This is a genomic window from Streptomyces sp. NBC_01384 (assembly GCF_045040035.1).
Classification (GTDB): Bacteria; Actinomycetota; Actinomycetes; order Streptomycetales; family Streptomycetaceae; genus Streptomyces.
In genome coordinates, this window is record NZ_CP109559.1 from 8055944 (window position 1) to 8079818 (window position 23875).

Genomic DNA, 23875 nt, shown 5'->3' on the forward strand with positions numbered 1-23875 from the left:
CCCGCAATGCGGCCTCCTGGGGCTGTCCGATCGGCTGCCGCTGCTGGCCTCATGAACCAGCGTCCAGCCTTGCGCCCCGTCCTCCATGGTTGAGGACGGGGCGCTCGTGCGTCAGGCCTTCGGCTGCGGCCGTTCCCCGGGCTTGGTCTCGACGACCTCCACCGCAGTGCAGCCGGCGGCCTCTAGTCGCGCCTTCCGCTGCTCGGCGCTGGCCTGGTCGTAGCTGACGACGGAGGCGCGAGGCGTGCCGTCGAGGTCGGTCCAGGTGAGGCCGTAGTTCTGCATCGTGGTCGTCATGCCTGCATCATCGCTGCCGCCACTGACAGAGGGCCGGTTCGGGGTTCCGGCGGATACTTCCGGCCGCGATCTATGCCGCTGGCTGGTTTGTGGTGCATCGTGGTGCGCACGGGTTCCCCATCTCCCCGGGTGGGTTCCCCTTTCAGGCCCTGCCGTTCGCTGCGAACGGTGGGGCCCGCCGCTCCTCCCGGCTCCCCACGGGAGGCCACGCGGCTGCGCCGGGCCGCCGCGACTCCTTAGCCTGAGGTTCGCGGGGTCCGTCACGTCGGTGGCGACCACGCTTCGGGCCCGCCGCCGTGCCACTCGATCAGGTGCGAGTCGGCTACATCGATCTCGTCGCATCCTTCTAGCCCGGCGTACCGAAGGAAGACAGTCAGCTCGCCAAGCGAGTGTGCGGTGCCGAGGAGTTCCCCGTTGACGCGCACGCGCCGGCTGTCGTCGGTCGGGGATGGCGGGTACACGATCACGTGCAGCTCTCCGGGCATGGCTTCAGGCTCGCTCGGACCGTCCGGATACGCATCCGGACTGAGGGCTCAGAGCGTCCTGCGCAGCGTGTGCCGGACGGCGCAGACGCTCGTAGGCTGGCCTCCTCGGGGCATGTCGCGGAGGCCTGCTATGCCCCGAACCATCTGGGCCGGTGCCATCAGCTTTGGCCTGGTCAGCGTCCCGATTCTCGTCGTCAGCGCCACCGAGGACCACAGCATCCGCTTCCACCTCGTCCACCTCGACGACATGTCCCGGGTGCGCCTCCGGAAGTACTGCGAGCTTGAGGACCGCGAGGTCACGGCGGGGGAGATCGGGAAGGGGTATCCGCTCACCAAGGACGCGGTCATCCCGGTGACGGACGAGGAACTACGGGAGCTTCCGCTACCGACGGCGAAGGCGATCGAGCTCGTCGCGTTCGTTCCCGCCGAGCGCATCGACCCGATCCGGATCGGCGAGGGCTACTACCTGCAGGCGGACGGCCAGGTCGCAGCGAAGCCCTACACCTTGCTGCGGCAGGCCTTGGAGCGGTCGTCGAAGGTGGCCATCGCGAAGTATGCGTGGAGCGGCAGGGAAAGGCTGGGCCTGCTCCGGGTCCGCGATGAGGCGATCGTGTTGCACGCGCTCCGCTGGGACGACGAAATCCGCGACCGGTCCGAGCTCACCCCCGAGCAGGTGGAGCTCACGAACGAGGAGATCGACGAGGCGGAGCTCCTGATCGACAGCCTGACCCGCGACGACCTCGAAGGTCCCGAGTTCACCGACCGGTACACCGAGGCGGTCGCCGAGCTCATCGAGGCGAAGCGGGAGGGACGCGAGCCGCCGGCGGTTGGCGAGGAGCAGGCCCTGACCGAGCAGGTGGTTGACCTCATGGCCGCTCTCGAGGAGTCCGTCGCCAAAGCGCGCATCTCCCGGGGCGAGGAAGCGGCCGTCCACGAGATGCCGAAGAAGAAGACCGCGAAGAAGGCGGCGGCCCGGAAGCCGCACAGCGCCTGACCAGCCCGTCTCAGCTCGGGGCGTCGCTGAGCTTGTCCTCTGGCCGGCAGAACGCACACGGCTCCAGGTTCTCCGAATCCTTGAGGCCGACCCGGAACTGCTCTAGGGAGATCGGAGACGTCTTCTGGTTGGCCATGGTGCAGTCGTCGACGTGCAGGTAGCCGGGTCGCGGGTCTTTGGGGTGGCGTTTCATCTCCAGCATGAAGCCGCGCCCGACCCCGGTGGGAGCGTTGGGGGGCCGTCTGGATGGTTGCGCGGGCGCCTCAAGTGCTGGCGGCTGGGGTCGGGGCAGTTGCTGCCTGCCGCGTTCCTGTCTTTCGACGGCGGTGAGTGCCTGGCGGACGGTGTCGCGTTGGAGGCGGAGGTACGTCGCGATGGTTTCGGTGTCGGCGAGCTGCCTGTCGAGGTGCGCGAGGATCGCACGGAGGCGGAGAGGATCGGGCGGTAGCTCGGACATGTGTTCGAGTCTATGCGGATCCGAGCCGCCTGCAATCCTGGAGGTATGCCCGACCCTGGCCGCTACCACCTGATCCTGACTCGCCACGGCCGGCCGTTGATGCACGGCTGGTGGGACGACCGCCACGTGGCCGACCGCCGGTTCAGGTCCTGGGTCGGCGAGTACGGCAGCCTGCCCGGCGCGCACATCGTCCTCGTCGACCGGGAAGAGGGGGAGGCGCTCGCCGTATGGCCGGACGAGGCAGACCGCCTGCCAGAATGACCGCGGCCTCTCGCTGCCCCCTGTGAGTGAGGGGCACCTCGTTGTCAGTGGCCGTAGTTACGCTGATCGCACTACACCAACAAGCCAAGCGCGGGGGTGTAGCTGGCTAAGCCCCGCCCCGGCGTGATGCACCGGGCGCGGGGCGCTGCGCTGTCTAGGCCGCCGCGGCCTCCGTCTTTGCGGCCTGCTTGACTGCCATCTCCACCTCGTACCGCGACGCGCCGAGCGTCTGCGCCGCCGCGATAACGGCAACGTGCAGGCCGGGCAGGAGCGCAGCCCACCTCTGCTGCTGCTCGTCCCATTCGGCGCGCTGCTCGTCCGTCCACGCCCCGGGAGAGACCCGGGCGTCGTCGCCTTCCTGCCGCGCGAATCGATCCTGCAGTTCGAGGAGCCGCGCGTGTTCCGCGTTCGCCGCACGCTGGGCGTTGATCAGGTCTTCGGGTAGTTCGTTTGCCACCGGGAGATCCTAAGCCGCCTTCACGACGTCCCCGCGCAGCCGCTCCGCCGCAACCGCCACCGTCCACTCGGCCACGAGCACCTCGTACCGCTGCCGCGTCTCCCCGTACAGCCAGCCGCCTGCCCGCCGGACGAGGGCGCGGATCTCCTCGTTCACCACGGCAGCCGGGCGTGCTTGGCTGCGGGGCGGGGAAGTGGGGGGCATGACGATCAGTCTAGGGCGGGGGTCTGACAGCGGTCAGCCTTCTGCTGCGGGCGGCTTGCTGACGTAGGTGCCCTTCGAGGGCAGCGTCACGGCCAGACCCCGGTCCCGCAGTTCCTGTACAACCCGCCGCGCCGTCCCCCGGGCGATCCCGTACAGCTCCGCAAGCTCCTGCTCGCCCGCCAGCCGCGCCCCGACGGGCAGCTTTCCGGACCGAATGTCCCGCTCGATCGCGTCGGCGACCTGCACGTACACGTACACCGGCAGGCTCGGATCCACTACAGGCTTTTGATCACCCATGTGGTCAATCGTGAGGCGGCATGATCCCCCATGCGCGGCCAGAGAGCCCCATAGGGCTCCATGTAGCGGTATAGAGCGGCATGGAGCGGTAGCCTCTGAGCAGCGAAGACCCCCGCGACCGCCAGCAACGGCCCGGGGGCGTGGCCGACGAAGGAGCCGTCGACGTGGACGAGCGTAGAGACCCACCACCCGAGCCCGTAACCCGCCCGCCAGTCATAGTCTCCGGGGCCGGGAAACTCTCCCCGCTGCAGCAGGCGTGGAGCCGCTACGTCGACCACACCACGACGTGCGCCCACTGCCGGGACATCGACCGCGGACGGTGCAAGGACTCAGCGCGGCTGTGGAACGCGTACCGAGCGCAGGGGGATGAGGCGTACCGGCGACTGTCTGGAGAGACGTTGCCGGACGGGCACTGAACGGCGGGCCGGCGTCGCCTGCGAGGAAAGCGCTGGCCATTGCCTGACCTGCGGTTACGGAAACGTGCGGGGTGCACACAGGTCGCTCACAAATATGCAGCGTTCACGCTTCCTTTACGGTCCACAGTGCTGTTGACTCCCACTCAGTGGCGCGGTCAACCATTGCCCCGTGTGAACGATTTAGCCGTGAAGGAGGTCGGTGACATGAATCCGCAGCGCGTGCGCGACGAGCAGCAAGTGGCTGAGTTTCATCTCGCTCCCGCCTTCCATGCGCTGGATCGTCGACCGGTCGACGCCGCTGGTGTAGGCGAGGGATTCCTGCGTCATGTTGAGGTGCAGCCGGCGCACGCGGATGCGGTCACCGGTGGCCCGGCGGGCGTCGAGGACCCACTGGGGCTGGTCGGCTGGCACGGGGTCAACGCTTTAGCGACCATGATCATATGTCAGCAGCAGATTTGAGGCATTAAAAGATCTTGCTGCGTCTCGCGACGGACAACAGGACTCGCCTCCCCGTAGAACGGGCGGGGCCCAACCCAAGAACCGGCCGGCTGTCTGTGTGCGCCGGTCGAAAGTCCGCCACCCCCCACGCCACCCTCGGGTGGAACGGCGTGAGCGGCGGCCGTGCGTAGGTGCATCCGCCGGCCGCCGCTCACTCTTGAGAGCACCCTAAGAATGCAATCGCCCCGGCTGCCTGAGCAGCCGGGGCGGTCTAGTCTCTGCGTTAGAGCGGCCCCCACCGAGAATCCCGGTGGGGGCCGTCTCCGATGAAGTCGAGGCTCCACCGGCAGGGCCGAAGCCCTGCTGACCTGTTCCCCACCGGTCTAGGCGTGGGGGTGCATCTGAGGGCTCGCCGAAGCGGAGCACCTCCCCAGGTGATCCACAGATTAGTTGAGTGCATCCGGCATGGGAATGGCCCGCAGGGAACCTCACCCGATCGGATACCCCCGCCGAAGCGGCGTTGTGGACGGGATGTGGACTTTGAGCAATCCACAAGACTGACACCGGACCCCTGATCCGTCTCCGTGTAGACGCTGACCTGCACAGGAAATGATCCAATCAGACTGCCCGCACCGAGCTACGCAACTACCTGAACCGGGAAACGGCGGCCAGGGAGACAAAGCCGCAGGTAGAAGGCAAGTAGGTGGACGGTCGGAACCCTGGGGGGCGCCGACATCCTGAGCGCGTGCGGGTGACCACGACGGCGTTTGGCCGGCTGCTCGGCCTACCTGAACCGCGCGAGGAAGCCTGAGCGACTGAGCCGGGGAAGCGCCGGGGTGGTTGTTACCTCGATTTTTCAACAAAGTGTTGACGTGGTGTTTTCGAAGGCGTTAGCTAGCCACAGCCCGTCCAGCACAAGGCCACGGAGGCTTCCCGTGACTTCGAGTACGACACCCGGCGGCCTCGCCCGGTTCAACGCCCTGGAGGAGCGTGCGGCCCACACCGCCCTCCACGAGGCGTGCGTCTCGTCGGCCTGGGTGCGCAGCCTGCTCGCCCGGCGCCCGTACGCCACCCCGGGTGACCTCTTCGCCGCGAGCGACGCCGCCATGGCCGAGCTGACCACCGCGGACCTGGCCGAGGCGATGGCCGGGCACCCGCCGATCGGGCGGCCGAAGCCCGGGGACCCGACCTCCTCCCGGGAGCAGCGCGGCATGGCCGGCGCCTCCGCCGAGCTCAAGGCGGAGATGCTCGAACTGAACCTGGCGTACCAGGAGAAGTTCGGCCACGTCTTCCTGATCTGTGCGACCGGCCGGACCGGCGAGCAGATGCGCGACGCCGTCAAGGAAAGGATCGGTAACTCGCCCGAGCAGGAGCGCGAGATCGTCCGCGTCGAGCTGGGCAAGATCAACCGCATCCGTCTCGGCAACCTCGTACAGGAAGATCCCGTGCGAGACGAGCGCGCAGCGGAAGATGAGGCATGAGCACCGACATCACGGCCTCCGTAGCCCCCGTGGCCTCCGTGTCCACGCACATCCTGGACACCAGCGTCGGACGCCCCGCCGAGGGCGTCGCCGTCCGGCTCGCGGCCCGCAGTGGTCGCGGCGCGAAGTGGCAGGCCCTCGGCGGCTCCGCGACCGACGCGGACGGGCGGTGCAAGGACCTCCCGGCGCTGCCGGAGGGCACGACCCACGTACGGCTCGACTTCGAGGTCGAGGCGTACTTCGAGAAGAAGCAAGCCGATGCGCAGCAGGACGCCCCCGCGAATCGGGACAGCGGCACGTTCTTCCCGGAAGTGGCGATCACCTTCGCCGTCGTACCGGGCGAGCACTACCACGTACCGCTGCTGCTCAACCCGTTCGGCTACTCCGTTTACCGAGGGAGCTAGCAGAAGATGGCAGACAATTCCGGCCCGGCCCGCCCTGTGATCCTGGGACAGAACCAGTACGGCAAGGCCGAGAACCGAGTCGTCAAGATCACCCGGGACGGCGACACGCACCACATCAAGGACCTGAACGTCTCGGTGTCGCTCTCCGGCGACATGGACGAGGTTCACTACTCCGGCTCGAACGCGAACGTGCTGCCGACGGACACCACCAAGAACACGGTGTACGCCTTCGCCAAGGAGTACGGCATCGAGTCCGCCGAGCAGTTCGGCATCCACCTCGCCCGGCACTTCGTGACCTCGCAGGAGCCGATCAGGACGGCGCGCATCCGTATCGAGGAGTACGCCTGGGAGCGCATCGAGACCTCCGGCGACGTCAAGCACTCCTTCGTCCGCAAGGGTCAGGAGACCCGGGTCGCCCAGATCACCTTCGACGGTGAGAAGTGGGAGGTCATCTCCGGGCTGAAGGACCTCGTCGTGATGAACTCGACGAACTCCGAGTTCTGGGGGTACGTCAAGGACAAGTACACGACGCTTCCCGAGGCGTACGACCGCATCCTGGCCACCCAGGTCTCCGGCCGCTGGCGCTTCGGCTGGAGCGGCGACGAGCAGAAGATGCCCAACTGGGAGAAGTCCTACGACCAGGTCAGGAAGCACATGCTCCAGGCCTTCGCGGAGACGTACTCCCTGTCGCTGCAGCAGACCCTGTACCAAATGGGTTCGCGGATCATCGACAACCGCAGCGAGATCGACGAGGTCCGCTTCTCCCTCCCGAACAAGCACCACTTCCTGGTCGACCTCAAGCCGTTCGGGCTCGAGAACGACAACGAGGTGTATTTCGCCGCCGACCGTCCCTACGGTCTGATCGAGGCCACCATCCTGCGCGACGGCTGCGAGCCGCACATCCCGGTGGACCTCACCAACCTCTGAAACTTCTGAAACCTCCTCCTTCGGCACCCGTGGCGTCGACAGCCGCGGCACTCAAACTTTCCAGGGTTTTGCCGTGCCCACCCCTCGAAACGAAGAAGGACGCACCATGGCAGCATCGGCAGAAGCCCCGTCCCGGCCCCGGCGCATCGTCATCGAGAACTGTGCGATCGCGACGGTGGATGCGGACGACACCCAGTACGCATCCGGCCATGTCGTCGTCGCGGGCAACCGCATCGAGTCCCTCGGCGCGGGCAAGGCTCCGGAGGGCCTGGAGAACGTCGTACGCCGCATCGACGCCACGGGCCATCTCGTCACCCCCGGCCTGGTCAACACCCACCACCACTTCTACCAGTGGATCACCCGGGGCCTGGCCACCGACCACAACCTGTTCAACTGGCTCGTCGCGCTCTACCCGACCTGGGCGCGCATCGACGAGCCGATGGTGTCCGCCGCCGCGCAGGGCTCGCTGGCCATGATGGCCCGCGGCGGTGTCACCACCGCCATGGACCACCACTACGTCTTCCCGAAGGGCTCCGGCGACCTGTCCGGCGCCATCGTCCGGGCCGCCCGCGAGATGGGCGTCCGCTTCACCCTCGCCCGCGGCTCCATGGACCGCAGCGAGAAGGACGGCGGGCTGCCGCCGGACTTCGCCGTCGAGACCCTCGCAGGCGCCCTCGCCGCCACCGAGGCGACGGTCGACGAGCACCACGACGCCTCTTTCGGCGCCATGACCCAGGTGGCCGTCGCCCCCTGCTCCCCGTTCTCCGTCTCCACCGAACTCCTCAAGCAAGGCGCAGAGTTGGCCCGCCGCAAGGGCGTACGGCTGCACACGCACGGTTCCGAGACGGTGGAGGAGGAACAGTTCTGCAAGGAACTGTTCGGCATGGGCCCGACGGACTACTTCGAGTCGACGGGCTGGCTCGGCGAGGACGTGTGGATGGCCCACTGCGTCCACATGAACGACTCCGACATCGCCGCCTTCGCCCGTACGAAGACGGGTGTCGCCCACTGCCCGTCCTCCAACGCCCGGCTCGCGGCCGGCATCGCACGCGTCCCCGACATGCTCGCGGCCGGCGTCCCGGTCGGCCTCGGTGTCGACGGCACCGCCTCCAACGAGTCCGGCGAACTCCACACCGAACTGCGCAACGCCCTCCTCATCAACCGCCTCGGCGCCCACCGGGAAGCCGCTCTGAACGCCCGTCAGGCGCTGCGCCTGGGCACGTACGGCGGCGCCCAAGTCCTGGGCCGCGCAAGCGAGATCGGCTCCCTGGAGCCGGGCAAGCTCGCCGACCTCGTGCTGTGGAAGCTGGACACCCTCGCGCACGCCTCGATCGCCGACCCGGTGACCGCCCTGGTCTTCGGCGCCGCGGCCCCGGTCACGCTCTCGCTCGTGAACGGTGAGCCGGTGGTGGAGAACAGCCGCCTGCTGCACGTCGACGAGGACGCCATCGCCCGCGCCACCCGGGAGGAGGCACAGCGCCTCGCGCGGATCGCCACGGGGGCCTGACGCCTGACCCACTGGACAACTCCGGCAGAAGAACTCCGGCAGAAGAACTCCGGCCGAAGGGGACGGCCCTCGGCCGGTAGCCGTGGACCCGAGCGGGGTCCACGGCGGCCGTCTCCGGGGCGCGTGCGGAGGTGCGCGCCCCGGAACGGTCTCCGTCCCGGTCTCCTGCGCCCGGCATCCATCTGTCCGGCTTCGAATTGCGGACGCATGGTCCAACTGCCGGAACCGGTGGACGCTCTCCTGGAGCCCCTTGCTGATCGGCAGATCCCAGGGTTCGACGGTGTCCCGGCCGTTCACCGCTGGACGATTACTCGATCCAGCGGTGCGGACGGCCCCGGGTATGCCTGCACATGCCGGGCGCAGGACGGCGGCACGCGTTTCACCCGACAGGTCAGGCGCGTGTCGTCGTCCGCCCGGGCGTCAGCCGATGTGGTAACTGTCCCCGTACACCTTCCAGTCCAGCGGCGGATCGAGATTCAGGTTCCGCTTCTGCAGGAACACCCGCTGCTCGGTGTCGACCCGAGTGGTGTCGGAGTGCGCCTCCTCCTGCTTCATCGCCCACACACGCGCGTCGAGGAAGGCGTTCAGATACGTCACCTCGTCGCCGCCCTGGGCAGGGGGCTTGGCCTTGGCCAGGGCGCGCTTGCGGATGTTGCTGAAGCTGGTGCTGTCGGTGCCGTCGCCGTGCATCACGATGGCGTCGTAGTACGTGAACTGGCCGAGGACGCCGATGCCGTCGGCCTTGCCCTGCTTGACGGCCGGGTTGAAGTAGACCCGGTCGCGCTCGTCGTTCTGGGCCTGCTGGAACGCCGCGTCCTGGGCGGCCTTGCGCCAGTCGGCGGGGAAGCCGGGGTCCAGGCCCTGGTGCGAGTCGCTGCCGTTGACCTCGCGCAGGGCGGGCAGGTACTTGGCGAGGACGTTGCCGGGCTTGCGCTGGGTGTACAGCTCGACCAGGTCGAGCATGTCCCCGGTGCCCGAGCAGAAGCCGATGATTCCGGCGGTGTAGCCGCGCCCGTCGCCGATGTCCTCGATGTACTTGTACTGCGCCTTCCAGTCCAGCGAGGAGTTCTCCGCGCTGGAGACCAGTTTCATGGCGATCTCCTTCTTCGCCGGGTCGTCCAGACCGCTGGGCGCGGCGGCCTGGGACTGGGTCGCGAGGAGGGGGCCCGCCACCAGCGAGGCTCCGATCAGGGTGAGCAGTGTGCGACGTGAGGTGTGTATGTGGGGGGTGTGCACGGTACCTCCGAGTGCCTCCGAGGGGAGTGCGGTGCGCCTGTGTCAGGCGCGTCGCGTATTGTTAGGAAAGTTTCCTACCAGAGATTGAGGATGGCGTATACCCGTCCGGGCGCGGTGAGTTGGCGCTTCTTCCACGGCTACCGGGTGCCCTTGGGCTACGGTCTGAGCGCACGACCAAGGTCACGGACGGGAGCGGGGGAACGCACGTCATGAACGAGTCGGGCCGCGTGGAGGCCTTCAGCGACGGTGTCTTCGCCATCGCGATCACACTGCTGATCCTGGAGATCAAGGTCCCCGAGGTCGGCGAGCACGGCGGCCTGTGGCACGCGCTCGGAGCCCAGTGGCCCTCGTACGCCGCCTATGTCGTGAGCTTCCTGGTCATCGGCATCATGTGGATCAACCACCACCAGGTCTTCAGCTACGTCGCCCGGGTCGACCGCACGCTGATGTTCCTCAACCTGCTGGTGCTGATGGTGGTGGCCGCCGTGCCCTGGCCGACGGCGATGCTCGCGGAGTATCTGCGCGAGGACAGGGCGTCGCACGTCGCCGCGGCCGTCTACAGCCTGGTCATGGTCGCGATGGCGCTGGCCTTCCAGGCCCTGTGGTGGCACCTCACCCGCACCGGCCACCTCTTCGACGCCCGCGTCGACATCGACGGCGCCCGCCGCACCCGCGCCCGGTTCGCCCTCGGCTCCCTCGCCTACCCCGCCACAGTGGGCCTGGCCTATGCCTCGGCCCCGTTGACCCTGGCCGCCCACGGCCTGATCGCGGTCTACTACGGCTTCAACCAGGTCCCGGTGCCGACCCGGAACGCCTGACACGGCTCCTTCACGGCGTCGGCCTGACCGCCGGCCCGTTCGTCTCGTCCTTCTTCCAGGGGCCGACGCCGAGCTTGCCCGTCGTGCCCAGGTCGAGCTCCGGGATCACCGTCACCGGGGCGGCGCCGGGCTTCGCCCACACCCGTCACGCCTGCGGTAACAGGCCTGTCACAGGTACGCGAGCGGTGTGGCGGTGGCGAGGGGCACGCGATCACGTCGAGACCTTCGCGTCGGCCGGTCGGCCGGCGTCGCGCGGCTCCTCCCCGGCAGCGGCGCCGGAAAGGCGCCCCGCCTGCCCGGTCCGCCCGGTCCGCCCGGTCCGTCCGGCCCGTCCGGCCCGTCCGGCCCGTCCGGGCCGCAGGATCGCCGCCGCCAGGAGCAGCCCCGCCGCCGCGATGCCCGTCGCCACGGTGAATGCCAGCCGGTAGCCGTCCGCCGTCGCCGCCACGACCCGCTCACCCCCGCCGATCAGGCGCTCCGTACGGCTCGCCGCCAGCGTCGTGAGGACCGCGAGCCCCAGCGAACCACCCACCACCTGCGTGGCGTTGAAGAGCCCGGAGGCCAGTCCGGCGTCCTCCTCGCGGGCGCCCGCCATGGCGAGCCCCGTCACCGCGGGCATCGCGGCCGCGAAACCGGCGGCGAGCAGCAGCATCGGAGGCAGTATGTCGGCGGCGTACGAGCCATCGGCCGGGGCCCGGCTCAACAGGGCCAGGCCGACGGTGATGAGGACCAGCCCGGCGAGCAGGACGCGATACGGGCCGAAGCGGGCGATCGTCCGCGCGGACAGACTCAGCATCAGCACCCCGATCGCGATCGGCGCCGGAAGGAACGCCATGCCGGTGAGCAACTCGCCGTAGCCGAGCACGCGTTGGAGGTAGAGCGCGCCGATGTACTGGAAGCCGTACATCCCCGCGATCATCAGGATCTGGACCCCGTTCGCGCCGGTCAGCGCACGGGAGCGGAAGAGGCGCAGCCGCAGCAGCGGGCGCGCGGCCCGCGCCTGGCGCGCGGTGAAGCCGACGTAGAGGGCGAGTGCGACGGCGGCCAGGGTGAGGGTGGTGCCCAGGCCGCGGTCACCGGCGCCGACGATCGCGTACACGGTCAGCATCAGCGCGCCCGTGACCAGCGCCGCCCCGGGATAGTCGGCGCCGCTGCCGAGCCCGACCCCCTTGTCCGGAGCGAGGACGCGCAGCGCGGCGAGCCACGCCGCCACCCCGATCGGCAGGTTGATCAGGAAGATCCAGTGCCAGCCGACCGCCTGTGTCAGCGCCCCGCCGAGGAAGGTGCCGAGCGCCCCGCCCGCCGCGCCGACCGCGCTGAACACCGCGATGGCGCGCGCCTGTTCACGCGGCTCGGGGAAGAGCGCGACCAGCATCCCGAGGACGACCGCCGAGGTCATCGCCCCGCCGACGCCCTGCAGGGCGCGGGCCGCGATCAGCATGCCCTGGTTGGTGGCGACCCCGCACAGCACGGATGCCGCCGTGAACACCGCGAGCCCGGCGGCGAACATCCGCCTGCGGCCCACCAGGTCCCCGAGCCGCCCCACGAGCAGCAACAGCCCGCCGAACGGGATCAGATACGCGTTCACCACCCAGGCGAGCCCCGGGCCCGAGAACCCCAGATCGTTCTGGATCGCGGGCATCGCGACGGTGACGATGTTCCCGTCCAGGATCGTCATCAGGGCGCCCGCGCACAGGACGACCAGGGACGCCCAGCGGGAGTATGTGTGGGGTGTCGGGGACTGGCTCCGGGACGGCATGGCGATGACCTCCGCGTATTACGCGTATTCGCGTATTCCGTGACTTCCATAGGTGCACGACTTGTAACGGGGTACATCGTGGGTGACCATGGGGATCGGTATAAGGAGGCACCTCAATGTCCCAAGGGAACACCGGTGTTACCCCGCAGGTCGTGCACGCGCAGGCGTGCCCGGTCCGCGAAGTTCTTGACAGGGTCGCCGGGAAATGGAGCGTGCAGATCATCGTGGCCGCCGCGCACGGCCCGATCCGCTTCACCGAGTTGGAGCGCAGCATCGACGGCATCAGCCGCCGCATGCTGACCCTCACCCTGCGCAATCTGGAGCGCGACGGACTCCTCACCCGCACCGTCCACCCGACGGTCCCGCCCAAGGTCGAGTACGAACTCACCGCGGTGGCACGCGAGTTGCACACGACCCTGCTGTCCCTGACGGACTGGGCCGAGCGGCACCGCGTCACGATCGCCGAGTCCCGCGCGGCCTACGACGCCCAGCACCGGCCGGAGCTGCTGGACGCGTAAACCTCACTCCGAGGCGGTGCTCAGAGGCCGAAGAAGCCCGGATCGGAGGCCAGCGCGCGGAAGTACTCGCGCGGGTCCGCGACCAGCCTGCGCTCCTTGAGGTCCAACAGCCCACCCACCGCGGTGAATTCGGCGGCCACCGTGCCGTCCGGCTTCCGTATCGTCTGCTGCATCCGGTAGGTCTTGCCCTCGCCGAAGGCGAAGGCGCACGTCACCTCGGTCTCGTCGCCCGCGCGCAACTCCCGCAGATACCGGATGGTCGTCTCCAGGACCACCGGTCCCACGCCCTTGGAGATCAGATCGGCCTGGCTTATCCCGGCTGCCTCGATTAAGCACCAGCGGGCATGCTCGGCGTACTGCAGATACACGCTCTGATTCAGATGTCCCAGGATGTCGGTCTCGTATCCGCGGACGGTCACCGGGACGGAAAACGGTTCAGCCACGACTTTCCCTTCTCCGACCGTACGTACGACGGTCGGAACGGACGTCAGACTACTGAGTGGTAGCGGGCTCTCACACGCGCCGGGGCGAAGCCAGCACATACCGCGCCCCCGTGCGCGGCTCCGTGTGCTCGCCGACCTGCCAGCCCGCCTTCTCCAGCGTGGCCGCGCAGGCTCGCAGCGCTTCGGCGTCCGGCTCCCGCACGGCGACGGCCTCCGGCTGCGGGGTCGCCCGCACCCGATAGCCGCCCCCGGTCACCCCCGCCGGGGGGTGGCCCGCGGCCTCCAGGGCCAGCGCGGCGGCCTGCACCAGATGCGTACGCTCCCACCCGCACGGACGGTCCACGGCCCCGTCCGGATTGGTCATCCGGCGCAGCTCCAGGAGCCCCTGCCAGGCGCTGTGCACCTCACGCGTGCGGGAAGCCTCGCTGACGGCGTTCTCCTCGCCGCCGATCCGCGCGGCGAACACCCCCGAGTCGGAGGTGACGGCGGGAGGCTCAGGGGCCGTCGGCGGCTCGGGCGCTTCCCGTATGCGATGCCCGGCCGGTGTCAGAAAGTGGTCGTGCGGCGGCCGCGGATGCCGAAAGGCGAGCCCTCGCTTCACCAGCGCGGCGAGCTGCGCGCCCGTCCCCTTCAACCGTCCGGTAACAGGGTCGGCCGCGTCGATGACACGCCGCTGTGCGACGGTCGGCGGTCGGGTCATGGCGCCCCCTTTCCGTCGTTCGGCTGCGGGTTGTCCGTTGCTGGTCGCGCAGTTCCCCGCGCCCCTATGGGATGCGGCGACCAGAGCGCCCCGTCAGGGGCGCGGGGAACTGCGCGACCAGCCCCCACCGGCCCGGCAGCCGAAGGACCACCCTCATGGGCCGAGCCCATCACCGGCCCACTCGAAGACTACGACGGGGGTCTGACATTCCAGCCGGCCACGACATGGCGGCGATGCTCGGTGCTCAGCCGGCTCACCGTCCCGGTGCCGAGCTGGAACAGCGCGCCGTCCGCCGCGCGCAGCCCCAGCCGCCGGGCGGTCAGCACCCGCAGGAAGTGCCCGTGGGAGAAGACGACGACACTGCCCTCCGACTCACCGAGGGCCGCGTCGATCTTGGACAGCATCCGTTCGGCCCGTTGCCCGACCTCCGCGGGGCTCTCTCCGGGATGCTCCGGCGGCCCCGGCGCGACGCCGTCGTCGAACAGGAACCAGCCGGGCCGGGTCCGGTGGATCTCGACGGTCGTGACCCCTTCGTACCCGCCGTAGTCCCACTCGCACAGGTCCGCGTCGACCCGTGCCCTGTCGAACCCGGCCAGCCGCGCCGTCTCCCGCGCCCGCTGCATGGGGCTCACGAACGCCGCCGCGATGTGGTGCGAGGAGATCAGCGGGGCCAGCCGTCGCGCCTGTTCGCGGCCGTTGTCGGTCAGCGGGACGTCGGTCGATCCGGTGTGCCGCCCGGACATGGACCACTCGGTCTCGCCGTGCCGCACGAGGAGCAGGTCACCCATGGCCGCACCTTTCCCGTCCCGCCTGTCCCGCCTGTTCTGCCGTTCCCTCCGTACGCTGTCACCGGCCCCGGCCGTCCGCAGGGCGGGCTCCGCCAGACGGCCGCTCCACCACCCGTATCTGTGCTACTGCCGGTACCCGCTGAGGAACCGCCCGATCCGGCTGATCGCCGCGTCCAGGTCGTCCGCGTACGGGAGGGTGAGGATGCGGAAGTGGTCGGTGCGAGGCCAGTTGAAACCGGTGCCCTGGACGACCTGGATCTTTTCGCGGAGGAGGAGGTCCAGGACGAACTTCTCGTCGTCGTGGATCTTGTGCACCTTCGGGTCGATGCGCGGGAAGGCGTAGAGCGCGCCCTTCGGTTTGACGCAGGAGACGCCCGGGATCTCGTTGAGCTTCTCCCAGGCGCGGTTGCGCTGTTCGTACAGGCGGCCGCCGGGTGCGGTCAGCTCGTGGATGGACTGGCGGCCCCCGAGCGCGGCCTGAATGGCGTACTGGGCGGGCGCGTTGGCGCACAGCCGCATGGAGGCCAGCATGGTCAGGCCCTCCAGATAGTTGCGGGCGTGCTGCTTCGGGCCCGTCACCACCAGCCAGCCCGAGCGGAAGCCCGCCACGCGGTAGGTCTTGGACAGGCCGCAGAAGGTGAGGACCACCAGGTCGGGGGCGAGCGCGGCGGCCGAGTGGTGGACCGCGTCGTCGTACAGGATCTGGTCGTAGATCTCGTCCGCGAAGACCATCAGTCCGTGCCGTCGGGCGAGGCCGAGGATGCCCTCGATGATCTCCTTGGGGTAGACCGCGCCCGTCGGGTTGTTGGGGTTGATGATGACGACCGCGCGGGTCCGGTCGGTGATCTTCGACTCCATGTCGGCCAGGTCCGGGTACCAGTCCGACTGTTCGTCGCAGAGGTAGTGCACCGCCTTGCCTCCGGCCAGCGTGGTCACGGCCGTCCAGAGCGGGAAGTCCGGCGCGGGGATGAGGACTTCGTCGCCGTCCTCCACCAGCGCCTGGACCGCCATCGAGACCAGTTCCGACACACCGTTGCCCAGGAAGACGTCGTCCACGTCGACCTCCAGGCCGCGCTCCTGGTAGCGCTGGGCGACCGCGCGGCGGGCGGAGAGGATGCCGCGCGAGTCGGTGTAGCCGTGCGCCTGGGGCAGCATCCGGATCATGTCCTGGAGGATCTCCTCCGGCGCCTCGAAGCCGAAGACCGCGGGGTTGCCGGTGTTGAGGCGCAGCACGCTGTGGCCGGCCGCCTCCAGTGCGTCGGCGTGCTCGATCACCGGGCCGCGGATCTCGTAACAGACCTCGCTGAGCTTGCTCGACTGCCGGAACTCCATGCGCTGTGCCCTCCGGTTCGTGGTGTTGCTTGGTTTTACCAAGTGAGTGCTTGGAAAGTCCAACAACATGTCTAGACTGCGTCGCATGTCACCTCGCCGAAGCTACGACCAGTACTGTTCCGCGGCCCGCGCGCTCGATGCCGTCGGTGACCGCTGGACCCTCCTGATCGTCCGCGAGCTGCTCGGCGGCCCGCGCCGCTACACCGATCTGCACGCGGATCTGCCGGGCGTGAGCACGGACGTCCTCGCCTCGCGGCTCAAGGACATGGAGCGCGACGGACTGACGACCCGGCGTCGGCTGCCGCCGCCGGGTGCCGCGTACGTCTACGAACTCACCGGCCGGGGGCGCGAGTTGCTCCCCGTGCTGCAGGCGCTCGGCGAGTGGGGCGCGCCCGCGCTCGGCGAGCGCGGGGCCACGGACGCCGTACGGGCGCACTGGTTCGCGCTGCCGCTGCTGCGGGGACTGGCGGGACAGGAGGGTGAAGGGCTGGTCGAAGTCCGGCTGGACGAAGGGGAGTTCCATGTGTGGCTGGGTGCGCTGGACGGTCCGGTCTACGGGGACGGGCCCGCCCCGCAGGAGCCGGACGTCCGGCTGCGCCTCGACACCGAGACGTCCACGGCCGTGAGCCGCGGGACCTCGACCGTTCTGGACGCGGTGCGTGACGGACGTATCGAGGTCACGGGGGAGGGCACCCTCGCCAAGATGCTGCGCGGGGAGTGACGCCGGCGCGCGGCCCGTGGATTTTCCGGCCTTCGCGCGCCGCTCGCGCAAGACGCTTCCGGCGCGTTCGAAAACATCGCGGGCGGCGGGCCGCCGACCCCAGGGTGGCTCGCATGCGTATCAAGCGGTCCCTGGCCGTTGAAGTCCCTGGCCCTTCAAGAAGTCCCCGGCCGTGCTGTTCGGCGCCGCGGCGCTCGCCGTCGGCCCAGGGACCACCGCCGCGCCCGCCGTGCCTGCCGCGGTTCCGGCCCGCCGGCAGCCAGCGCGCTTCTGACACCCCCGCACCTCACCGGACCGGAACCCGGACGGGGAACGAGGCCCGCCGTGCCGAGGGGGCACGGCGGGCCGTCGCCGTCATGGACGCCTACGAGTGTCTAGGCACCCGGCGGCACACGCGACGGCCGTCCCGATCCCCGGGTCAGCGCGTACCCGCCGATGCCGGCGAGCGCCGCGAGGATGCCGCCGATCGCGGTCCACACCCAGCGGTCGGACCACCAGCCGGAGGCCCAGCCGTCGTCGGGCTCGATGGACGACAGCGTGGCCGTCGACGAACCGGAGCCGGAGTCGGACTTCTCGGCGCTCGTCGCGATCCCCGGCACCAGCGGCTTCGCCAGCGAACCGTCCACCGCCGCCGAGCCGCCGATGTCCTTGGAGTCGACCTTGACCTCGGTGCCGACCGGCAGACCCAGGTCGGACGCCTGCAGGCCGGTGACCGTCAGCCGGACGTAGTACGTGCCCGGCAGCGGGTCGTTGGCCCACGTCTCGGACCAGCCACGGACCGTGCGCAGGGTGCAGGACAGCTCCACGGTGGCCGCGTCCTGCGCCGCCGTCCGCGTCTGCGCCCCGTACTGGCACGCCTGGCGGCGCCGCAGCCCGTCGTACACATCGAGCTGCCAGGTCTGGGCGGCGTGCCGCGTCGAGGCCTCCGGCAGCTTCACCGTCGCCTTCACGGTGGGCCGCTGCCCGGCGTCCGCGGGGAACGACCAGTACAGGTAGTCGCCCGTGGACCCGCTGGCGGTGGCCTGCTGGCCCTGCTTGATCTCGGTCGCCGTACGGAACGACGTGCCGGCCTGGGTCGGCGCGGCGCTGTCGCCCGAGGGACTGGCGGAGGGCGAGGCATCGGCCGCGGCGGGCGCCGCGGCGATACCGAGCAGCAGCAGGGCGGTGCTCAGCACTCTTCTGACACGCATCAGTTGGTCCTCCAGACCGCGATCCGCAGGCGCGAGATCCAGCCCCACAGCACACCCGCCAGGAAACCGGTGAGCACGAGGGCGCCGAGCAGCCACCAGCCACGTCCGAGGCCGAAGGAGGCCACGTCGCTCGCCTGGTCCGGCCCGTTCACGACGTCGACCGTGAGCTCCACCGGCATGCCGGGCGTGGTCTTCACGCCGCTCGCCGCCGAGAAGGAGTTGGACACCTGCAGACACACGGTCTCCGCGGCGGCGTTCTCGTCGTCGCTCTCGGCCTTCGGATAGCGCAGACCGGTCGAGATGACGTCGGTGCGGCCGTTGCCCGCCGCCTCGCCGCGCACGATCTCGCGTCCGTGCACGGTGACCGCCTGCAGCAACACCCCGTAGTCCGGGTTGACCTCGCGGTCGGCCGCGACGCTCACCGAGGCGCGCAGTTCCTTGCCCGGCTTGACGTCCACGCGGTAGTAGCGGTGCTGCCCGAACTCCTCGCGGTCCGTGTACAGCCCGGACTTCAGCGTCGGGGCACTCGTGCAGGCGCCGGCGCCCTCCACGGCGACCGGCGTCACCACCGGATCGGCGGCCCGCTTCACCAACTGACCGACACGGTCGGTGAGCTCTTCCTTGTGCTGGACCGAGGTGTACGTGCCCCCGGTCGCGTCCGCGATGCAGCTGAGCTGGTCGCGGGTCTTGGCGTCGGGCACGAGCCCGAGGGTGTCGATGGTGAGCCCGATGCCCTTGGCGGCGATCTCGCGGGCCACCTCGCACGGGTCGAGCGGCTGGCAGGTGTCCTCGCCGTCGCTGATGAGCACGATGCGCCGGGTGCCGTTGCCGCCGCTGACGTCGTCGGCCGCCTTGAGCAGCGCGGGACCGATCGGCGTCCAGCCGGTGGGCGTGAGGGTCGCGACCGCGGTCTTCGCCTCGGTGCGGTCCAGCGTTCCCACCGGGTACAGCTGTGCGGTGTCCTTGCAGCCCGTCTTGCGGTCGTTGCCGCGGTAGTTGGCGCCGAGGGTCCGTATGCCGAGCTGGACCTCCTCGGGTGTCGCGTCGAGCACCTCGTTGAACGCCTGCTTCGCCGCGGCCATGCGCGACCCGCCGTCGATGTCGCGCGCCCGCATCGAACCGCTGACGTCCAGCACGAGTTCGACCTTGGGAGCGGCCTGCTCCGCCGTTTCGTCGGCGACCGCTCCGGTCGGGAAGGCGATCCCGGCCGTCAGGGCGGCGAGCAGGGCGCAGACTCCTGCCGCCAGCCGTTGTCTTGTGATCATCGCCGGATCCTATTGATCAAAGGTGCCGGGCTTCAAAACGATCTTCGAACTATGGGGAGACGAGAGGATTGGGAAGCCACGCCCAGATGTCCCCGGGGGTTTCCGGAGACAGCCGCATCAGGGTCAACGCCTTGGTCGGCAGCGGCTCGTCGAGCAGGGCCGCCAGGTCCGGGGTGCGCGGCAGATCCCGTACGACGGTTTCCAGGGCTTCGCGCAGTACGGCCGAGGAGCCCGCCGTCGCCCCCAGCGTGCCGCCGATCAGCGAGCCGAACATCTTGCGGCGCAGGGTGGTCTCGTCATCCGTGACGATCCGCCCGGACAGCGCCGGGGCCGGGATGCCGTGCCGGCCCAGCCGGGCCGGGCTGACGCGGATGTCGGCCAGGTCGCGGTAGACGAGCCGGACCGGGGCGCCCGTGGCGGACAGCACGACCAGCAGGTTCTGGCCGTGCGCCTCCAGGGCCACGCCCAGGTCGAGCAGCCGCAGACAGACGCCGAGCGCGAGCCGGGTGAAGTCCGCCAGCCAGGACGGCGATCGGGGCAGTTCGGTGCTCGCGAGGGCGGCCACCGGCAGGACCCGCTCGCCCGGGCGCGCGTACACCTCCGGGGACTCGCGCAGCACCGCCGCCAGGTCGGGGGAGTGGGCCGTCACGGCACCCAGGGTGCGCGTGACGTGCAGCAGACCGTCCGTGCGGGCCGCCATGTCCTCCGCGAACGCCGAGACCGTCGCCGACGTCTCGATCGAGTAGACCGAGATGTCCCGCACGGAGGAGGTCAGCCGGGTGCTCAGGGCGGTCTTCACATGCGGACCGTCGGGGAGGGCGAGCGTGCGCAACGACATCAACGGGTGTGCGGGAACGACCTCTTGGGGCGGCAGGCGGAGCACATGGGCCGCCTGCCAGGGGTGGACCGGGATCAGGAAACGGTCCTCGTCCCGCAGCCACTTCGGCCACTCGCCCCGGACCAGACAGTCGTCCACGCTCGCGAGGGCGAGTTCCACCACCGGCCGGTGCTCCGGCCCGTACGCGAGCTGCTCGGCCACCGAGAACCCGGGCCGGGAACGGCAGTTGGGGTGGTACGGATGCCCGTCGACCACCCGCTGCTCCCACTCCCAGTCGGCCACGGGCTCGCGGTCGGCAGCGGGCTGGTTCGCACGCGAGAGGGCCAGCGAGGCGACACTGTCGTCGAGTTCGGCGGCGAAGGCGGGCGCGTGGGGGACGGCGAGGGCCGTCATGAGCAGGGCCGGACGGTCGTAGGACCGCTCGTACGACCCGTCGTCGACCGTTACGTCCGTGACGTACGCGGCGGTGGCGTACGGGTCCGCGCGCGGGCCGTGCAGCCGCCGCCCGTCGGTGAGGTGAAGCGTGAGACCGTCGGCCCCCGTCTCGCGGCGCGCGATCCACGGCATCGGCTCATGGGCCAGCGCCCGCCACAGGCGGGTCAGCACGGCCGCCCGGGCACCGGGGAGCCCGGCCGCGTACGCCGCCGAGAGGTCGGGGCGTACGGCGCTCAGCTCGTCGGCGAGCGCGGCCTCGGCATCGGGCATGGGGGGACGGTGCACGGTCGGGCTCCTTGGGTACGGGGACTGTGCGTCGCGGTTGCCCGCGCCGACAGACATACTGATCGCCAGTGCACCGTATGGAACGAATGGATCGCGTGGACTCCATGCCCCCCATGCCCCCCATGCCCCCCATGAACCTCATGAACCTCATGGACGACGTAGCGGAGGCCGCCGACGCGTACGCGGCCGCGCCGCTGCTCAATTGTCTGCTGCGGGAGGTGGCAGAGCCCGCGCGGGGCCCGGGTGTGTACCGGTTCCTGGCCGACGGACAGCTGCTGCGCGTACGCGGTGAGCGGCGGCCCGGCGAGGCCGAGGTGTACGCCGACGGCGCCTGGCACCGGCTCAGCCACGCCGAGTTGGTCAAGTTCACGGCCGAGGAGCTGCGCGGCTTCACCGGCCTGTCCAACTCCGAGCTGCCCGCCGAGATGATCGACAGCCGGGACGCGGTGGCCGCGCTGCTCACCGCCCGCCGCACCGCGCCGCCGCCGGCGGACCCGTACATCCGCTCCGAGCAGTCCCTGATCACCGGGCACCCGTACCATCCCGCGCCCAAGGCCCGCGGCGGCGGCCCCGTCGCCGGCTGGCTGCCGTACGCGCCCGAGGCGTACGCCCGCTTCCCGCTGGAGCTGCTCGGCGTGCGCGAGGACGCGGTCGTCGAGGAGGGCGACACGACGGCGCTCGACGCCCTGGGCACCGGGGGAGCCCTCGGGGAGGTCCCGCCCGGCTACCGGCTGCTCCCGGCCCACCCCTGGCAGCTGGACCTGGTCGGCGCCCGCCCGGAGATCCGGGACGCCTTCGCGGACGGCCGGCTGATCCGCCTGGGCCGCACCGCGCGCCCGCTCTGGCCGACGGCCGCCGTCCGCACGCTGTACGCCCCCGAGGACGACGTCTTCGTCAAGTTCAGCCTCGATGTGCGCATCACCAACGACATCCGTCGGCTGTGGCGCCACGACCTGCTGAAACTGCGCCGGACGGATGCGGCGACGGCCTCGGCCTTCACGGACATGAGCGCGGGCGCCGCCTGGCTGAGCGACCGCGGCTACCGCACCGCCGACTTCGCCTTCGAGGAACTCGCGGTCCTCGTCCGCGACGGGCTGCGCGAGCACGTCGTCCCCGGCGCGACCCCGCTCCTCGCGGCCGCCCTGGTGGAGGGCTTCGAGGGCAGTCCCCTCGACGGTCTCACCGACCCGTCCGCCTGGTGGGCGGCGTATCTGCGCCAGGTCGTACCGCCGGTCCTGGAGGCGTTCGCGCGGCGCGGTGTCGTCCTGGAGGCGCATCTGCAGAACACCCTGGTCGCGGTGGACGCCGAGGGCACACCGGTCCAGGCGCTGTTCCGGGACGCGGAAGGCGTGAAGCTGCTCGCGGACGTGGACCCGGCCACCGGGTGGGAACGGCTGGTCTACTGCCTGATCGTCAACAACGTGACGGAACTCGCCGCGCTGCTGGCCGAAGACCACCCGGGCTGGGATCCCTGGCCCGCCGTACGGACCGAGCTGGCCCGCCACGGCCTTCCGGGGATCGCGGACGGTATCGCGGACCTGCTCACCGCCCCCACCCTCCCCGGCAAGACGAACCTCCTGCTCCGCTGGACGGGCGCGGACGGCGCGGACGCCCGCTACCTGCCACTGCCGAACCCACTGGCCCGCGCGTGAACGCGGGACCGGTCGTGCGACCCGCTGCTTTACGCTGGCGGGTGTGCGCGACGTGACAGCTGTTCGATACGTGACCCCGCTGACGGCGGGCGGCTCCGTGCCCGGAGTCGTCGAGGCCGACGACCTCGGCACCTACGTCGTGAAGTTCACGGGCTCCGCGCAGGGCCGCAAGGCGCTGGTCGCCGAGGTGATCGTCGGCGAGCTGGCGCGCGCCCTCGGGCTGCGGTTCCCCGAGCTGGTCCTCGTGCACTTCGACCCGGCGGTCGCCGAGCACGAGCCCCACCAGGAGGTCCAGGACCTGCTGCGCTCCAGCGCGGGGCTCAACCTCGGCATGGACTATCTGCCGGGCGCGAAGGACTTCACCCCGAAGATCGCCGAGACCTTCCCCGTCGACCCGCTGGAGGCGGGCAAGGTCATCTGGCTGGACGCCCTCACGGTCAACGTGGACCGCACGGTGCACAGCTCGAACCTGATGGTCTGGCCGACCTTCGGCATCGCGCCCCCGCGCCTGTGGCTGATCGACCACGGCGCCGCCCTCGTCTTCCACCACCGCTGGGACGCGTCGGCGCCGGAGAAGGCGTACGACTTCCGCAGCCACGCCCTCGGCGGCTACGCCCCGGACACCCGCGCCGCCGACGCCGAGCTCGCGCCCCGGGTGACGGAGGAGCTGCTGCGCGAGGTCACCGGCGAGGTGCCGGACGCCTGGCTCGCGGAGGAGCCCGGCTTCGCGACGCCCGACGAGGCGCGTGAGGCGTACGTCCGCTACCTCCTCGCCCGCGTGCGGGCCTCCGAGGCCTGGCTGCCCACGGACTTCCCGAGCCGCGAACAGCTCGCCGCCGAGGACGCGGACCGCGCGGCGAAGACCCAGCAGGGCCGCCCGAACTGGCTCAAGCGGGTCCCGGACCTGCACGGCAAACCGGCGGCGGAACAGGATTGGTCGGTGCACCTCGGATGACCACGCGAGAGACTCGGATGACCACGCAGGACACCACTCACCGCGTCCAGATCGAGTACTGCACCCAGTGCCGCTGGCTGCCCCGCGCGGCCTGGCTCGCCCAGGAACTGCTCACCACGTTCGAGACCGAGCTGACGGAGCTGGCGCTCAAGCCCGGAACCGGCGGCGTCTTCGTCGTCCGGGTGAACGACGAGGTCGTCTGGGACCGCCGCGAGCAGGGCTTTCCCGAGCCCACGGCGGTCAAGCGCCTCGTACGCGACCGAGTGGCCCCGGAGAAATCCCTGGGCCACTCGGAGAAGTGAGACGGTCGGAGAA

The 23875-nt window shown here is 70.3% G+C and carries 28 protein-coding genes and 2 pseudogenes; 12 read left to right on the forward strand and 18 right to left on the reverse strand.

Annotated elements, in window-relative coordinates; all coding sequences use genetic code 11:
• Positions 1 to 111: 111 nt before the first annotated feature.
• Together OG747_RS36860 and OG747_RS36865 are read right to left on the reverse strand one after the other, a co-directional pair.
• Entirely contained in the window at positions 112 to 297 is a 186-nt protein-coding gene (locus OG747_RS36860) for a hypothetical protein (RefSeq protein ID WP_405883695.1), read from the reverse strand.
• Between the two features lie 260 nt (positions 298 to 557).
• Complete coding sequence (locus OG747_RS36865; protein WP_405883697.1) at positions 558 to 782, reverse strand: hypothetical protein; 225 nt, start codon at positions 780 to 782, stop codon at positions 558 to 560.
• 130 nt (positions 783 to 912) lie between these two features.
• Here OG747_RS36865 and OG747_RS36870 point away from each other — a divergent pair, with 130 nt between their 5' ends.
• A complete protein-coding gene (locus tag OG747_RS36870) occupies positions 913 to 1776 on the forward strand; it encodes a Ku protein (RefSeq protein WP_405883698.1) in 864 nt (287 codons plus the stop codon).
• A gap of 10 nt (positions 1777 to 1786) precedes the next feature.
• Here OG747_RS36870 and OG747_RS36875 read toward each other — a convergent pair whose 3' ends face one another.
• Entirely contained in the window at positions 1787 to 2233 is a 447-nt protein-coding gene (locus tag OG747_RS36875; protein ID WP_405883699.1) for a DUF6233 domain-containing protein, read from the reverse strand.
• Between the two features lie 45 nt (positions 2234 to 2278).
• Here OG747_RS36875 and OG747_RS36880 point away from each other — a divergent pair, with 45 nt between their 5' ends.
• Positions 2279 to 2494 (forward strand): hypothetical protein, encoded by a 216-nt coding sequence (locus OG747_RS36880; protein WP_405883700.1) that lies wholly within the window; start codon positions 2279 to 2281, stop codon positions 2492 to 2494.
• A gap of 154 nt (positions 2495 to 2648) precedes the next feature.
• Here OG747_RS36880 and OG747_RS36885 read toward each other — a convergent pair whose 3' ends face one another.
• The 4 genes from OG747_RS36885 to OG747_RS36900 all read right to left on the reverse strand — a co-directional run bounded on the left by OG747_RS36885 (position 2649) and on the right by OG747_RS36900 (position 4279).
• Positions 2649 to 2951 (reverse strand): hypothetical protein, encoded by a 303-nt coding sequence (locus tag OG747_RS36885; RefSeq protein ID WP_405883701.1) that lies wholly within the window; start codon positions 2949 to 2951, stop codon positions 2649 to 2651.
• A 9-nt stretch (positions 2952 to 2960) separates the two neighbouring features.
• Entirely contained in the window at positions 2961 to 3155 is a 195-nt protein-coding gene (locus tag OG747_RS36890; RefSeq protein WP_405883702.1) for a hypothetical protein, read from the reverse strand.
• 33 nt (positions 3156 to 3188) lie between these two features.
• Positions 3189 to 3452, reverse strand: coding sequence for a GntR family transcriptional regulator (locus tag OG747_RS36895; protein ID WP_405883703.1), 264 nt, complete (start codon positions 3450 to 3452; stop codon positions 3189 to 3191).
• Positions 3453 to 4048: 596 nt separating this feature from the next.
• A complete protein-coding gene (locus OG747_RS36900) occupies positions 4049 to 4279 on the reverse strand; it encodes a helix-turn-helix domain-containing protein (protein ID WP_405883704.1) in 231 nt (76 codons plus the stop codon).
• 962 nt (positions 4280 to 5241) lie between these two features.
• Here OG747_RS36900 and uraD point away from each other — a divergent pair.
• From uraD to OG747_RS36920, 4 genes are all read left to right on the forward strand, one after another.
• Positions 5242 to 5787, forward strand: a complete 546-nt coding sequence (gene uraD / locus OG747_RS36905) for a 2-oxo-4-hydroxy-4-carboxy-5-ureidoimidazoline decarboxylase (RefSeq protein WP_405883705.1) — start codon at positions 5242 to 5244, stop codon at positions 5785 to 5787.
• The gene (gene uraH, locus OG747_RS36910; RefSeq protein WP_405883706.1) at positions 5784 to 6191 is read left to right on the forward strand and encodes a hydroxyisourate hydrolase; all 408 of its coding nucleotides are present in this window, start codon (positions 5784 to 5786) and stop codon (positions 6189 to 6191) included. Before uraD ends, uraH begins: the two co-directional genes overlap by 4 nt.
• Positions 6192 to 6197: 6 nt before the next feature.
• Complete coding sequence (pucL, locus tag OG747_RS36915) at positions 6198 to 7118, forward strand: factor-independent urate hydroxylase (protein WP_405883707.1); 921 nt, start codon at positions 6198 to 6200, stop codon at positions 7116 to 7118.
• 106 nt (positions 7119 to 7224) lie between these two features.
• On the forward strand, positions 7225 to 8625 hold the full coding sequence (locus tag OG747_RS36920) for an 8-oxoguanine deaminase (RefSeq protein WP_405883708.1): 1401 nt from the start codon (positions 7225 to 7227) through the stop codon (positions 8623 to 8625).
• 204 nt (positions 8626 to 8829) lie between these two features.
• Here the strand turns inward: OG747_RS36920 and OG747_RS36925 are convergent.
• Positions 8830 to 8922: pseudogene (locus OG747_RS36925) on the reverse strand (DUF1931 family protein); the annotation flags it as partial.
• 123 nt (positions 8923 to 9045) lie between these two features.
• Positions 9046 to 9861, reverse strand: a complete 816-nt coding sequence (locus OG747_RS36930; protein WP_405883709.1) for a chitosanase — start codon at positions 9859 to 9861, stop codon at positions 9046 to 9048.
• Between the two features lie 209 nt (positions 9862 to 10070).
• Here OG747_RS36930 and OG747_RS36935 point away from each other — a divergent pair, with 209 nt between their 5' ends.
• The gene (locus OG747_RS36935; protein WP_405883710.1) at positions 10071 to 10679 is read left to right on the forward strand and encodes a TMEM175 family protein; all 609 of its coding nucleotides are present in this window, start codon (positions 10071 to 10073) and stop codon (positions 10677 to 10679) included.
• A 10-nt stretch (positions 10680 to 10689) separates the two neighbouring features.
• Here OG747_RS36935 and OG747_RS36940 read toward each other — a convergent pair.
• Positions 10690 to 10824 (reverse strand): annotated as a pseudogene (locus tag OG747_RS36940) (DUF4232 domain-containing protein); the annotation flags it as partial.
• Between the two features lie 66 nt (positions 10825 to 10890).
• On the reverse strand, positions 10891 to 12438 hold the full coding sequence (locus OG747_RS36945; RefSeq protein WP_405883711.1) for an MFS transporter: 1548 nt from the start codon (positions 12436 to 12438) through the stop codon (positions 10891 to 10893).
• Positions 12439 to 12554: 116 nt separating this feature from the next.
• Here OG747_RS36945 and OG747_RS36950 point away from each other — a divergent pair, with 116 nt between their 5' ends.
• On the forward strand, positions 12555 to 12956 hold the full coding sequence (locus OG747_RS36950) for a winged helix-turn-helix transcriptional regulator (protein WP_405883712.1): 402 nt from the start codon (positions 12555 to 12557) through the stop codon (positions 12954 to 12956).
• 20 nt (positions 12957 to 12976) lie between these two features.
• On the opposite strand, the gene OG747_RS36955 is transcribed toward OG747_RS36950, so the two are convergent.
• The 4 genes from OG747_RS36955 to OG747_RS36970 form a co-directional block, all read right to left on the reverse strand.
• Positions 12977 to 13399 (reverse strand): acyl-CoA thioesterase, encoded by a 423-nt coding sequence (locus tag OG747_RS36955; protein WP_405883713.1) that lies wholly within the window; start codon positions 13397 to 13399, stop codon positions 12977 to 12979.
• A gap of 70 nt (positions 13400 to 13469) precedes the next feature.
• Positions 13470 to 14099 (reverse strand): hypothetical protein, encoded by a 630-nt coding sequence (locus tag OG747_RS36960; protein ID WP_405883714.1) that lies wholly within the window; start codon positions 14097 to 14099, stop codon positions 13470 to 13472.
• Between the two features lie 188 nt (positions 14100 to 14287).
• Positions 14288 to 14887, reverse strand: coding sequence for a histidine phosphatase family protein (locus OG747_RS36965; RefSeq protein WP_405883715.1), 600 nt, complete (start codon positions 14885 to 14887; stop codon positions 14288 to 14290).
• Between the two features lie 123 nt (positions 14888 to 15010).
• Positions 15011 to 16219: a pyridoxal phosphate-dependent aminotransferase gene (locus OG747_RS36970; RefSeq protein ID WP_405883716.1), complete on the reverse strand. Its 1209-nt coding sequence runs from the start codon at positions 16217 to 16219 to the stop codon at positions 15011 to 15013.
• Between the two features lie 85 nt (positions 16220 to 16304).
• On the opposite strand from OG747_RS36970, the gene OG747_RS36975 reads away from it, so the two are divergent.
• Complete coding sequence (locus OG747_RS36975; RefSeq protein ID WP_405883717.1) at positions 16305 to 16940, forward strand: winged helix-turn-helix transcriptional regulator; 636 nt, start codon at positions 16305 to 16307, stop codon at positions 16938 to 16940.
• Between the two features lie 374 nt (positions 16941 to 17314).
• On the opposite strand, the gene OG747_RS36980 is transcribed toward OG747_RS36975, so the two are convergent.
• The 3 genes from OG747_RS36980 to OG747_RS36990 are packed head-to-tail and all read right to left on the reverse strand — an operon-like array spanning position 17315 to position 20953.
• Positions 17315 to 18130, reverse strand: a complete 816-nt coding sequence (locus OG747_RS36980) for a hypothetical protein (RefSeq protein ID WP_405883718.1) — start codon at positions 18128 to 18130, stop codon at positions 17315 to 17317.
• On the reverse strand, positions 18130 to 19395 hold the full coding sequence (locus tag OG747_RS36985) for a VWA domain-containing protein (RefSeq protein WP_405883719.1): 1266 nt from the start codon (positions 19393 to 19395) through the stop codon (positions 18130 to 18132). Before OG747_RS36985 ends, OG747_RS36980 begins: the two co-directional genes overlap by 1 nt.
• 49 nt (positions 19396 to 19444) lie before the next feature.
• Positions 19445 to 20953: an IucA/IucC family protein gene (locus tag OG747_RS36990; protein WP_405883720.1), complete on the reverse strand. Its 1509-nt coding sequence runs from the start codon at positions 20951 to 20953 to the stop codon at positions 19445 to 19447.
• 86 nt (positions 20954 to 21039) lie between these two features.
• Here OG747_RS36990 and OG747_RS36995 point away from each other — a divergent pair, with 86 nt between their 5' ends.
• The 3 genes from OG747_RS36995 to OG747_RS37005 are packed head-to-tail and all read left to right on the forward strand — an operon-like array spanning position 21040 to position 23862.
• A complete protein-coding gene (locus OG747_RS36995; RefSeq protein ID WP_405885884.1) occupies positions 21040 to 22605 on the forward strand; it encodes an IucA/IucC family protein in 1566 nt (521 codons plus the stop codon).
• A 43-nt stretch (positions 22606 to 22648) separates the two neighbouring features.
• Positions 22649 to 23560 carry a HipA family kinase gene (locus tag OG747_RS37000; protein WP_405883721.1) on the forward strand — a complete coding sequence of 304 codons (912 nt, stop codon included), beginning with the start codon at positions 22649 to 22651 and terminating at the stop codon, positions 23558 to 23560.
• A 17-nt stretch (positions 23561 to 23577) separates the two neighbouring features.
• A complete protein-coding gene (locus OG747_RS37005) occupies positions 23578 to 23862 on the forward strand; it encodes a SelT/SelW/SelH family protein (protein WP_405883722.1) in 285 nt (94 codons plus the stop codon).
• Positions 23863 to 23875 lie beyond the last annotated feature (13 nt).

Excerpts from the sequence above, each read along its gene's own strand:
- OG747_RS36860 (WP_405883695.1), bottom strand. The coding sequence starts at position 297 with ATGACGACCACGATGCAGAACTACGGCCTCACCTGGACCGACCTCGAC.
- OG747_RS36865 (WP_405883697.1), bottom strand. The coding sequence starts at position 782 with ATGCCCGGAGAGCTGCACGTGATCGTGTACCCGCCATCCCCGACCGAC.
- OG747_RS36870 (WP_405883698.1), top strand. The coding sequence starts at position 913 with ATGCCCCGAACCATCTGGGCCGGTGCCATCAGCTTTGGCCTGGTCAGC.
- OG747_RS36875 (WP_405883699.1), bottom strand. The coding sequence starts at position 2,233 with ATGTCCGAGCTACCGCCCGATCCTCTCCGCCTCCGTGCGATCCTCGCG.
- OG747_RS36880 (WP_405883700.1), top strand. The coding sequence starts at position 2,279 with ATGCCCGACCCTGGCCGCTACCACCTGATCCTGACTCGCCACGGCCGG.
- OG747_RS36890 (WP_405883702.1), bottom strand. The coding sequence starts at position 3,155 with ATGCCCCCCACTTCCCCGCCCCGCAGCCAAGCACGCCCGGCTGCCGTG.
- OG747_RS36895 (WP_405883703.1), bottom strand. The coding sequence starts at position 3,452 with ATGGGTGATCAAAAGCCTGTAGTGGATCCGAGCCTGCCGGTGTACGTG.
- uraH (WP_405883706.1), top strand. The coding sequence starts at position 5,784 with ATGAGCACCGACATCACGGCCTCCGTAGCCCCCGTGGCCTCCGTGTCC.
- pucL (WP_405883707.1), top strand. The coding sequence starts at position 6,198 with ATGGCAGACAATTCCGGCCCGGCCCGCCCTGTGATCCTGGGACAGAAC.
- OG747_RS36920 (WP_405883708.1), top strand. The coding sequence starts at position 7,225 with ATGGCAGCATCGGCAGAAGCCCCGTCCCGGCCCCGGCGCATCGTCATC.
- OG747_RS36935 (WP_405883710.1), top strand. The coding sequence starts at position 10,071 with ATGAACGAGTCGGGCCGCGTGGAGGCCTTCAGCGACGGTGTCTTCGCC.
- OG747_RS36945 (WP_405883711.1), bottom strand. The coding sequence starts at position 12,438 with ATGCCGTCCCGGAGCCAGTCCCCGACACCCCACACATACTCCCGCTGG.
- OG747_RS36950 (WP_405883712.1), top strand. The coding sequence starts at position 12,555 with ATGTCCCAAGGGAACACCGGTGTTACCCCGCAGGTCGTGCACGCGCAG.
- OG747_RS36960 (WP_405883714.1), bottom strand. The coding sequence starts at position 14,099 with ATGACCCGACCGCCGACCGTCGCACAGCGGCGTGTCATCGACGCGGCC.
- OG747_RS36965 (WP_405883715.1), bottom strand. The coding sequence starts at position 14,887 with ATGGGTGACCTGCTCCTCGTGCGGCACGGCGAGACCGAGTGGTCCATG.
- OG747_RS36970 (WP_405883716.1), bottom strand. The coding sequence starts at position 16,219 with ATGGAGTTCCGGCAGTCGAGCAAGCTCAGCGAGGTCTGTTACGAGATC.
- OG747_RS36975 (WP_405883717.1), top strand. The coding sequence starts at position 16,305 with ATGTCACCTCGCCGAAGCTACGACCAGTACTGTTCCGCGGCCCGCGCG.
- OG747_RS36980 (WP_405883718.1), bottom strand. The coding sequence starts at position 18,130 with ATGCGTGTCAGAAGAGTGCTGAGCACCGCCCTGCTGCTGCTCGGTATC.
- OG747_RS36985 (WP_405883719.1), bottom strand. The coding sequence starts at position 19,395 with ATGATCACAAGACAACGGCTGGCGGCAGGAGTCTGCGCCCTGCTCGCC.
- OG747_RS36995 (WP_405885884.1), top strand. The coding sequence starts at position 21,040 with ATGGATCGCGTGGACTCCATGCCCCCCATGCCCCCCATGCCCCCCATG.
- OG747_RS37005 (WP_405883722.1), top strand. The coding sequence starts at position 23,578 with ATGACCACGCAGGACACCACTCACCGCGTCCAGATCGAGTACTGCACC.